The following is a 9,843-nucleotide window of genomic DNA, read 5'->3' on the forward strand; positions in this document are numbered from 1 at the left end:
ACGGGATGAGGATCACCCGCCCATGACCCTGCAGCTGCGCGATTACCACGGCCACCCGTACGACCTGGTCACCGCCGAGAAAGCCGGGCGAAGGTTCGACGAGCAGATCGAGGCGATCATGCCGCACGGCGGGTGCGGACAGACCTTCACCATGGGTCCCGCCGACCAGCCGACGCTGCGCATCGCCATCGACACCAGCACCACCCGAGACCTGATCATCGAGTACGCCACCACCGGACGACGCCCCAGCGGCGTGTCCTGGACCGGCGAAGATGCTCCTGGCCCGTACGACTGAAGTTCTCAGGAGAAGTTCGTCGGATAGACCCGGCGCTTGGTGCCGGTGCCCTGCGCGGCGGCTGCCTGCCGCTGTACCGCTGGGATCTGGGCGGCCATGGGCGGCGGCGCTACCTTCGTCAACGGCCCGGGGACGGCCAACGGCTCGACCACCTGGATCTGCCCCGGCGCGATCGCGTCCGTGGTCTGGAAGTTGTTGCTGTCACCACTCTTGTCCTGTCGCCACCGGTCGTTGCCGGTGACACTCGCCTCCGGCACGTCGAAGCTGAGCACGAGACCGCCGAAGTCGGTCACGTCGAAGAGGGCGGGTTCGTGCTCCTTCATCCCCATGGCCCACTCGGTGTGCTGGCGGGCGTAGGAGAGCGCCACGTCGAAGCTGAGCGTGACAGTGTGCCAACCCTGGTCCTTGGACTCCGCGGCGACGATGTGTTTCTCCCACCGCTTGCAACCGATGGCACCACCGGCCTTGCTGGGGTCGAGTCCCACGACGCAGATGCTGGTCGGCCCGGAGTAGAAGTTGTCCCGGTTGGTGCCCTGGTAGAACCGGAGCATCCCCGGAGGTACGGGTCCCGGTGCCGGGTTCGCCAGCCGCCACAGGTGTTCCTGTCGCGTGTTGAACGCCTGGAGGGCGACCGGGTCGTTCACGTTCACGGGGAGCTGGTGGAGGCAGACGGCCAGCCGGTAGAGGATCAGCTTGTCGGCGATGACGCCGAGCGCCGCACCGGCGTACTTGGCCGAGAGGACGATCATGTTGGCGGCCGGTAGGTAGTCGCTGCCGACCTGGGTGTCGAAGAGCCCGACGCGCAGCGGCGTGGGCTGGCCGGCGTTGACTGACGCCACGGCGTCGGCGACCACCTGGTAAGTCGTGCACAGTTGGGTGAGGCGCGTGGTCAACGCCGGGTGCGCCGGTGGGGTTGCCTGGTTGTCCTGGGCGGCGCCGGGGGTCGGTTGCATAGCCGCGACCCTAGGCGTACGGATCACGCTCTGTCCTGACTCAGTCGCCAACGAGACGGCCGAGGTGGCGCCGGGCACCACGAGCAAGGGCGTCCGCCGTACGCGCAGGGCTACGCCGACCGGTCCGTACGCGGAGCCGGATGACGTGGCTGCTGCGGTGGCGTTCCTCGCCGGTCCGGGCGGGCGTTACATCACCGGGGCGACGGTCGACGTCGACGGCGGCTTCACCATCTGACCGTGGCCGGGTGGGGCGATCATGAGAAGCGGTCGGCGATGCTGGTCAGCTTGGCGACGTAGGCGGGCCAGTCGCGGTCCGGGTTAGTCGCGATCCGGGGCAGTCTTGCCTCACGTTCGGTGAGCCCGTCGAGCTTCCAGAGCAGGGCCTCGCGGGCCGACCGGAGGTAGTCGTGCAGCACAGCGTTCGTGTCGCCGGGGTCAGCCATGTCCGTCAGTCTTCCTGATGTGCCGCGCGCGTGGTGTGCCACCGGCGGTGGTCGACGTCGACTTCACGTTCGGGGGCGGCGAAGGACGTTCAGGGCTTACCCGTCCAGCTGTCGTGCGACGGTGCCGGGACGCCGGGGCAGGTCGGCGGTACGAGTCGGCGTGTCACTCGTCCGGGCCGCCAGGACGGCGAGCGCGGCCAGACTGACGAGCACTGACAGGACGGCGACCGGCCCACCCGACCCGAGCGCGGGCAGGATCGCCGGGAAGATGCCGTCGAACAGGCTGGTCGGGTCGTCGTACCGGCTGGCGATGGTGACGGCGGAACCGGCCGCGACCAGTCCGGCCACCCCGCAGACCGCGAGAGGAAGGGCACGGCGGGCGGGTGGCCGCAGCAACGCCCACAGCGCCGCGCCGTACAGGACGGTGACGGCGGCGACGTGGAAGGTCCAGCCCGGGAATCGGTGTAGCGGTATGTCGATGGTGCCGTAGCCGGCCCACGGCAGCCAGAGGACTGCCGCCAGGTTGCCGAGAGCACCGACGGCGATGGTGATCCGGACGGCCATTCTCGTCTCCCATCCTGCGGGTGTGCCGGCGTAGCGGGCGCTTCCGCCCCACCGCGCCGGTGACCGGTCACGAGGTCTGGAGCGAGACGCCCAAGGCGGCGGTCACCGCGGGTACCTCGGTGAACAGGGTGTACCCCTCCGGGACGTCCGGCGTCAATGGGGTGTCACCGCCGCCGGCCTGACAGCAGCGGCCATGTCCGCGCTGGTGGTGGTCACTGGGGCGGTGGACGGTCAGGTGATGGGGTGGTTCAGGTGGTAGTGGTCCCACCAGCTTGGTCGGTGCCTGCGGACGACGCCTGCGGTACGGGTCAGCAGCAGATGGCTGCCGTTCTGGACGAGTGCCGCGTCTTCGTGCCGGCCGGTCAGGATGCGGGTCACCGTCGCCACCATGTTGGGGATGCCCTTGTCGACGAGGTCGTCGGTGTGCATGTCGAAGCTGATGTCGACGTACTGCTCGGGCTCCCACTCCCAGTGGGTGTCGTCGTCTTCGGCGTCGTAGTAACCGTGGCGGCCCGAGGTGATGCTGATCAGGTACCCGTCTTCGTCGTAGCGGTCGACGGTGAGGAGACGGGTTCCGGCTGGAGAGGTGGTCTCGACGGCGTGGGAGCCGACGAGCTCTGCCACCTGGTGTAGGGGGATGTCGCCTGCCAGGGTCAGTCGGTAGCCGAAGCTCACGGTGTCGGTTCTACTCGTCTCGGCACAACCTGGTGCTGTTGATCGAGCTTGCCCTACTTCCTCGGCTGCCAAGATGTCCTGTGGCCCGTGCGGTCGGCCGCCTCGCCCGAATCTCAGCTTTGACTTATATAAGTGGCAGCCGGTACGGTTCCTGGTCATGCACAGGGGGTCTGCGTCGGTACGGGCTGAGAGGGCTCGCCGGAGCCACACCGTCGAGCCCACGGCGCTGAGCGAGGTCGACGCCTGGCTGAACCGGCTCCGCCACTTCTGGGGACAGTCTCGACGCCCTGGGAACCGAGCTGGCCCGGGCAGCCGTGCAACTCGGACTCCGGCCGCCGAGGAGCCCGCCTGGCCGGCCGGATCAGGGCTCGACGCCGGCGAGCCCTGATCCGTCAGCCAGGCGAGCGTGACACAGCCCCGGCCCACCCATCCTGGAAAGGAATTCGCGCCGTGAAGTACACCAACTCGATCGAGATCGCCCTGCCGCGGGAGAAAGTGGTCCAGCTGCTCGCCGACCCGACACACCTGCCGAAGTGGCTGCGCGGCATGGTGCTGCACGAGCCCGTGAACGGGACACACGGACAGGTCGGCACCACGTCCCGGGTGGTGATGCAGTCCGGGAAGAGCACCATGGAGCTCACCGAGACGATCACCCGCCGGGACCCGGCGGACCTGCACGGGATCCCCACCGACGTCGTCGTCCACTTCGACCGGGAGACCGTCGGCGCGGGCATGTGGAGCGCCGTACGCGATCGGCTGACCGAAGCCGGTCCGGAGACGACGCTCTGGGTGAGTGACAGCGAGTTCCGGTTCAGCAGCCTGCCGATGAAGCTGGTGGGGCTCCTCATGCCCGGCGCGTTCCGCAAGCAGTCACAACAGCACATGCAGGACTTCAAGGCCTTCGCCGAACAGGGAAGGGACGTCCGCGAAGCCGACGGCTGACCCGTGGGCGGTCAGCCGTCGGCGGCGGCCGGTGGGTCACTCGGCGGTGTGCGCGAGGATGGCGTCGGTCAACTCCTCGTGGACCTCGGGCGGCAGGGTGTGTCCCATGCCCGCCACGACCATCAGCCGCGCACCCGGGATCCGCTCGGCGATGACCGCGCCGTGTCCCGGCTTGACCGGCTCGTGGCTGCCCTCGACGACGAGCGTGGGCACCCTTACCTGATCGAGCACCCCGACCGGCTCGAAGTCCGGGTCAGCCATCGCTGCCAACCGGTGGTTCGCCGACGCCGACAGGTCGCGGGCCCGGTCGTAGATCCGCTCCTGGAGCCGACGCGTCGCGTCCTCGTCGAACGGCAGCCCGGTGCCGTGGAGTACGCGTTGCTCGGCGACCATGCCGTCGACCAGCGCCCGCCGACCCTCCGGCGGCGGGGCGGACATCAGTGTGCGGTAGTGGTCCACGAACTCCGGGGCCGGTTCCGGCAGGCTCCCCTGCGGCTGTGGCTGCCCGGTCAGGGCCCGCACGATCACCTGACCCTCACCGCCGCCGAGGGGGGAGGAGGCGATGACGGTCAGGGACCGTACCCGCTCCGGCCGCTCGACCGCGACGAGCTGGCCGAGGAGCCCGCCCGCCGAATGGCCGACCAGGTGGGCGCTCTGCACCCCGTGGATGTCCAGGACGCGGTACACGTCGTCCTTGACGTCGTTCCACGAGTACGGTTGCGCGGCGAAGTCGACGGTGTCCGACCGGCCGGTGTCGCGGTGGTCGTACCGGATGACCCGACGGCCCCCGGCGGCCAGGCGACCCACGAACTCGTCAGGCCACAGGACGCCCTGCGACATCGACCCCATGATCAACAGGATCGGCGGGTCCGTCTCGGCACCGAACTCCTCGCTCCAAAGGTTCACGTTCTGCATGCTCACAGCATGTCGCCCTCCCCGCCGGGTGCCTTCTGTAGAACTACCAGTCGCGCCAGGTCAGTACGGGAGCCGATGCCCAACTTCGGATACATCTTGTACAGGTGATATTCGACAGTACGCGGGCTGAGGAAGAGCCGGGCCGCGATCTGTCTACTCGACAACCCGTCGGCTACCAGCCCCGCGATCCGCAACTCCTGCGGCGTCAGCGCGTCCAACACCGCCGGGGGAGGGGCCTGCCCACTCTCACCCGCCGCCCGCAACTCCTCCCGCGCTCGCCGCCCCCACGGCACCGCACCAGCCCGCTCGAACGTCTCCGCCGCCCGCCGCAGGTGGGCCCGCGCCTCACCCGGCCGCTGCCCACGACGCAGCCGTTCCCCCAACAACAATGCCGTCCTGGCCGCCTCGAACGGATTGGTGTGCAACAGCAGCGCCTCACCGAGGGCGTCCTCGCACGAGTCGACCAGACCCCGGCAGCGGGCCAGCAGAGCCCGGGACTCGGGCGTCCGGGCGTGCGCCGACCACCGCCGGTACCCGTCGAGCGCTGCCCGCGCGCCCGCCCCGTCGCCAGCGCCCACCGCCGCCTCCACACGATCCGGCGTCGTCCGCCACACCACGCTCGGATGCCCCGCCCCCGGACCCGCCGCGGCGAGGGCCGTGAACCGGTCGTGCGCCGCCGCGTGACGGCCCAGGCACAGGTCGAGCAACCCCAGCGCGTACGCGGCCACCCCCGCCCGCAGCCCCACCCGGTGGGGGATGGCGATCGCCGACGCCTCCCGGGCCTGCCGCCGACACGACTCCTCGTCGCCACGGAGCGCCGCCACCACCGCCAGGTTCGCCAGGTGCGCTGCCACCGTGTTCTCGTACCCGGCCTCCCGGGCCAGCGCCAGCCCCTCCTCGGAGATGGCCTGACTACGGGCCAACTGCCCGCTGATGCGCTCGGCCGTTGCCACGAACTCCAACACCACGGGCAGCTGCCCGGTCATCCCCGACATCCGGGCCACCCGACCGGCCCGGGTCGCCATTTCCGTCGCCAGGTCCGACTCGCCCAGCTGGCTGGCCGCCGCCGCAGCCCACAGGTACCCCGCCGCGTCCCTGCCCTCGTCGACCCCCGCCAACGCCCGCCGCAGCAGGCCCGGCCCGGCGACGTCACCGTCCACCGTCAGACCGATCCCGGCCACCGTGTCCCGCAGGAAACCTTCCGGGTAAGCCGCGACCCTCCGGCCGACCGCCACGATCGTCGCCGTGTCACCGACGTAGGAGGCCGCCTCCGCAGCGTCGGCAAGCATGTCCAGGCTGTCGCCGGCCGCGAGGATCCGGACCGCCTCGGCGGCGTCACCCGAGTTCAACTCGAACCGACCCCGCAGGTGCGCGATCTCCACGGCCAGGGCGGGGTCCCCACCGGCCTCTTCCCGCGCCTCGGCCAGCAACGACTCCGCCTGCCCCGACCGGCCGCCGAGCCACGCCGCGACGGCCGCGTCCTTCAACCGGGCGGCCCGCACGTACGGGTCGGGGGTCAACCCGGCGGCCCTGGCGAGGGCGGAGGCAGCGGTGCCGTACCCACCTCGGTCACGCGCCCGCTCCGCAACGGCCACCAACGCGGCGGCGACCTCCTCGTCCTCGCCCAGGGAGGCACCGGCCAGATGCCAGGCACGCCGGTCACCCTCGGTCACCTCCGCCAGGACGGCATGCACCCGGCGGACGTCGGCGGGGGCGGCCGACTCGTACACCGCAGACCGGGCGAGCGGATGCCGGAACTGCACGGTCGGACCGGACACCCCGGCCAGCCCGCTGCCCTCCAACTCGGCCAACGCCACCCGACCGGCCTGCTCGTCGGGCCGTACCCTCTCCTCGGCGAACAACCGGTCGGCCGCGCGTAGGACCGGACCGACGTCACCCTCCACCGCCGCGACCAGGGCGACCAACCGGCCTTCGGCGGACAACGCGGCCACCCGGTCACCGAAGAGTCGACCACCACCGGGCAGCGGGTCGGGCAGCGGTTCCCGGCCGCCCAGCTGCGCGGGCGTCAACCGGTCACCGATCTCACGCAGAGCCAGCGGGTTCGCCCGGGTCAGCGCCACCAACTCCCGGACCACCGGGTCGGGCACCGCACCGTGGCGGGACCTGAACAGCTCGACCCCCACCGACTCGGGTAGGCCACCCACCTCCACCGTCAGCGGGACCCCCCTGACCGGTAGGTCCCCGCGCACGGCGAACACCATCGCGATCCGCTCCGTACCCAACCGCCTGGCCGCGAAGAGCAGCGCGTCGGCCGACGCCATGTCGACCCACTGCAGGTCGTCGACCACCACGACCAGCCCGTCCGGCACGGCGGCCTCGACCAACAGCGACAGCACACCGGCACCCAGCAGGAACCGGTCCCCGACCCCACCGGCGGTGAACCCCAGAGCGGCACGCACCGCGTCGGACTGCGGCTCGGGCAACGCGTCGACAAGATCGGCCACCGGCCGCAGCACCTGGTGCAGCGCCGCGAACGCGAGGTCGGACTCCGACTCGACGCCGGTGGCCCGGAGCACGCGCATCGCGCCGCCCCGCGAGGCCACCGCGTCGAGCAGCGCCGTCTTGCCCGCGCCCGCCTCACCCCGCACCACCACAGCGCCGCCGGAACCGTCCCGAGCCCGGGCGACCACCCCGTCGAGTACGCCCACTTCCGTTGATCTGCCGTAGAGCACGGACACCCACTGTACGCAGGGGACTTCTCCGCAGACGGGAGTGACCACGTCGTCGGGGCCTGGCCGACCCTCGACCGTCAGCGCAGGTGCGTGCGTTCGTCGACCGGTGTGGGTCGGCTCGGTGAGGAAGACGCGACGACGATGTCCATCACAGGATCGTCTGGGACCACGCGACTCCTGGCAGTCCCCACCGCCCCTCAGCCCCGGGTCGGGAGCTCGACGGTACGGCTGAGTTCTCTCAGATCGAGCCCCCGGTGTTCTGGACCATCTCGCGGGTCAGCCGTCCCCGATCGAGGAGGGTCCTGGCTTCGGCGTCCAGGTCGTCTTCGGCCCTGAGGTACGAGCTCATCGTCTGCTGGAGTTCGGCGCTGCACGGTGGCCACGGGTGGCGGAGGTCGACACCACGCCGAGGCCGGGCCGGCCGGGCTGGTCGAGGTCGGCGTGGTCGGCGGTGTGCGGCCGAGACGGCGTCGCCCCGGCCGCACACCCCGTCAGATGTTGTTGATACGCATCACGGTGGCGGCGGTGTCACCACGCGCGGCGCGGTCTCCGGCTGCTGCTGCCTCTCCCGGGGTGGCGCCACGGGACATCGCCCTGGCCACGGCCTCGTTGCGTTGCTGTTCGATCTTTCTGCTGCGCCTCTTCATGAACCGGCTCCATATAGACATGTGTCGGACTTTCCCACCCGCTGGCTGTGGCAAACGGGTAGTTGTCGCCCGCACCGATAGTGCCGTGGTTCTCCTGGTTGCAATGTCCGCGTCCGGTCGCCTGCTCCCGCTTGTCACGTGGCCGGGTGGTCTCCCTCAGGCGGCCTCGGCGACGCCCGCCGGCAGCGCCGGGCCGAGCAGCAGGCCACCGTCGAGCACCAGCTCGGTGCCGGTCACGAACGATGCCTCCGGTGAGGTGAGGTAGAGCAGTGCCGCGCTCACGTCCGCCGGGACGCCGAGGCGGGGGATCGCGAACGGCGCAGGGTCGTAGAAGTCCGAGATGGGCGGCTCGCCGGGGGCGGCCGGTTCGTGGATCAGCTTGGTCGAGATGACACCGGGGTGGATGGCGTTCACCCGGATGTTGTCGCGTCCCAACTCGAGGGCGGCGCTCGACGTCAGGCCCCTGACCGCCCACTTGCTGGCGACGTACGAGGCGTAGAGGGCGGTTCCCCCGTACCCCATTGTGGATCCGATGTTGACGATGGAGCCGCCGCCGGCCCGCCGCATCGCCGGGGTGACGGTCTTGATGCCGAGGAACTGGCCGGTCACGTTGATCGCGAAGGTGCGGTCCCAGCGGGCCTGGTCGGTGGCTTCGATCGTGGTGGCGCAGTTCTGGACGCCCGCGTTGTTGACCAGGATCGTCAGCGTGCCGAAGGCCTGCTCGGTGGCGGTGACGGCGGCGGTCCAGTCGTCCTCGCTGGTGACGTCGAGGTGGACCGCGAGGGCGCGTTCGCCCAGCTCCGCGGCGAGCCGGGTGGCCTTGCTCAGGCCACCCGCCGTGCTGCCGACGACGACGTTCGCGCCTTCGGCGTGGTAGGCCCGTACGTGGCTCTCGCCGAGTCCGCCGGTACCCCCGGTGATCAGGGCGGTCTGGTGGGTGAAGCGTGTCATTTCTACCCCTTCGGCTGGCTGGCTGGCTGGCAGGTGAGCTGACCGACTCACCTCGCCACCGGAAGCTACCGGCCCGGGCAGAGGTGAGTCAAGTGACTCACCTCGCCAGCGGGCATACTGGGACCCATGAGCACCGAACCCTCGGCGTACCACCGACGCGTGGCAGCGGAGAAGCGCGCGGCCATCCTCACGGCCGCGACCGGTCTGTTCCTGACCTCCGGCTACGACAGCACCTCGCTGGCCAGGATCGCGGAGGCATCGGGGGTGTCGAAGGCGACCCTCTTCAAACAGTTCCCCACGAAGGCGGCACTCTTCGACGCCATCGTGACCGAATCCTGGAGGGTCGAGGACCCCGGCGGCCCGGACCCGTCCGTCGAGGACCTGCGGGCCGGCCTGACCGCGATCGGTCACCGGTACGTCGAACTGCTCACCCGCCCCGGAATGACAGCACTGTTCCGCATCGTCATCGCCGAGCTGCCACGCTTCCCCGAACTCGGGGAAGCCCAGTTCAGCCAGGGGAAGATGCCCTACTTCGAGTCGGTAAGCCGATACCTGACGGCCGCACACGCCGCCGGCTCGGCGAAGGTCGAGGACCCCACCCTCGCGGCGACCCAGTTCCTCGGCATGATCTCCAACTTCGCCTTCTGGCCTACCCTCCTGCTCACCGACTGGGCGCCCGAGCCCCCCGCGATCGAGCGGGCCGTGGCGGAGGCGGTGGAAACCATGATCGCCCGATACCGGCCCTGAACGCGGCAGAAGGCGAGG

Annotated in this window: 12 protein-coding genes; 4 read left to right on the forward strand and 8 right to left on the reverse strand. The window is 70.6% G+C overall.

Annotation, left to right across the window (positions count from 1 at the left end):
• Window positions 1-22 precede the first annotated feature (22 nt).
• Window positions 23-295: a hypothetical protein gene (locus tag ABT336_RS06815; protein ID WP_350895557.1), complete on the forward strand. Its 273-nt coding sequence runs from the start codon at window positions 23-25 to the stop codon at window positions 293-295.
• A 5-nt stretch (window positions 296-300) separates the two neighbouring features.
• Here the strand turns inward: ABT336_RS06815 and ABT336_RS06820 are convergent, their stop codons facing one another.
• The gene (locus ABT336_RS06820) at window positions 301-1,248 is read right to left on the reverse strand and encodes a hypothetical protein (RefSeq protein ID WP_350895601.1); all 948 of its coding nucleotides are present in this window, start codon (window positions 1,246-1,248) and stop codon (window positions 301-303) included.
• Between ABT336_RS06820 and ABT336_RS06825 the strand changes: the two genes are divergently transcribed.
• Complete coding sequence (locus ABT336_RS06825) at window positions 1,181-1,483, forward strand: SDR family oxidoreductase (RefSeq protein ID WP_350895600.1); 303 nt, start codon at window positions 1,181-1,183, stop codon at window positions 1,481-1,483. The genes ABT336_RS06820 and ABT336_RS06825 overlap by 68 nt on opposite strands.
• A gap of 19 nt (window positions 1,484-1,502) precedes the next feature.
• On the opposite strand, the gene ABT336_RS06830 is transcribed toward ABT336_RS06825, so the two are convergent.
• The 3 genes from ABT336_RS06830 to ABT336_RS06840 form a co-directional block, all read right to left on the reverse strand.
• Window positions 1,503-1,691, reverse strand: coding sequence for a DinB family protein (locus tag ABT336_RS06830; RefSeq protein ID WP_350895602.1), 189 nt, complete (start codon window positions 1,689-1,691; stop codon window positions 1,503-1,505).
• Between the two features lie 96 nt (window positions 1,692-1,787).
• Complete coding sequence (locus tag ABT336_RS06835; RefSeq protein WP_350895558.1) at window positions 1,788-2,255, reverse strand: hypothetical protein; 468 nt, start codon at window positions 2,253-2,255, stop codon at window positions 1,788-1,790.
• Between the two features lie 231 nt (window positions 2,256-2,486).
• A complete protein-coding gene (locus ABT336_RS06840; protein ID WP_350895559.1) occupies window positions 2,487-2,930 on the reverse strand; it encodes a SitI3 family protein in 444 nt (147 codons plus the stop codon).
• 450 nt (window positions 2,931-3,380) lie between these two features.
• Here ABT336_RS06840 and ABT336_RS06845 point away from each other — a divergent pair, with 450 nt between their 5' ends.
• Complete coding sequence (locus ABT336_RS06845) at window positions 3,381-3,872, forward strand: SRPBCC family protein (RefSeq protein WP_350895560.1); 492 nt, start codon at window positions 3,381-3,383, stop codon at window positions 3,870-3,872.
• Between the two features lie 36 nt (window positions 3,873-3,908).
• On the opposite strand, the gene ABT336_RS06850 is transcribed toward ABT336_RS06845, so the two are convergent.
• From ABT336_RS06850 to ABT336_RS06865, 4 genes are all read right to left on the reverse strand, one after another.
• A complete protein-coding gene (locus ABT336_RS06850) occupies window positions 3,909-4,787 on the reverse strand; it encodes an alpha/beta fold hydrolase (RefSeq protein WP_350895561.1) in 879 nt (292 codons plus the stop codon).
• A gap of 2 nt (window positions 4,788-4,789) precedes the next feature.
• Window positions 4,790-7,480 (reverse strand): helix-turn-helix transcriptional regulator, encoded by a 2,691-nt coding sequence (locus tag ABT336_RS06855; protein WP_350895562.1) that lies wholly within the window; start codon window positions 7,478-7,480, stop codon window positions 4,790-4,792.
• Between the two features lie 491 nt (window positions 7,481-7,971).
• Window positions 7,972-8,127 carry a hypothetical protein gene (locus ABT336_RS06860; protein ID WP_350895563.1) on the reverse strand — a complete coding sequence of 52 codons (156 nt, stop codon included), beginning with the start codon at window positions 8,125-8,127 and terminating at the stop codon, window positions 7,972-7,974.
• 156 nt (window positions 8,128-8,283) lie between these two features.
• The gene (locus ABT336_RS06865; protein WP_350895564.1) at window positions 8,284-9,078 is read right to left on the reverse strand and encodes a glucose 1-dehydrogenase; all 795 of its coding nucleotides are present in this window, start codon (window positions 9,076-9,078) and stop codon (window positions 8,284-8,286) included.
• A gap of 126 nt (window positions 9,079-9,204) precedes the next feature.
• On the opposite strand from ABT336_RS06865, the gene ABT336_RS06870 reads away from it, so the two are divergent.
• On the forward strand, window positions 9,205-9,825 hold the full coding sequence (locus ABT336_RS06870) for a TetR/AcrR family transcriptional regulator (RefSeq protein ID WP_350895565.1): 621 nt from the start codon (window positions 9,205-9,207) through the stop codon (window positions 9,823-9,825).
• Window positions 9,826-9,843 lie beyond the last annotated feature (18 nt).

Source organism: Micromonospora sp. NPDC000207, from assembly GCF_040300925.1.
Taxonomy (GTDB): Bacteria; Actinomycetota; Actinomycetes; order Mycobacteriales; family Micromonosporaceae; genus Micromonospora.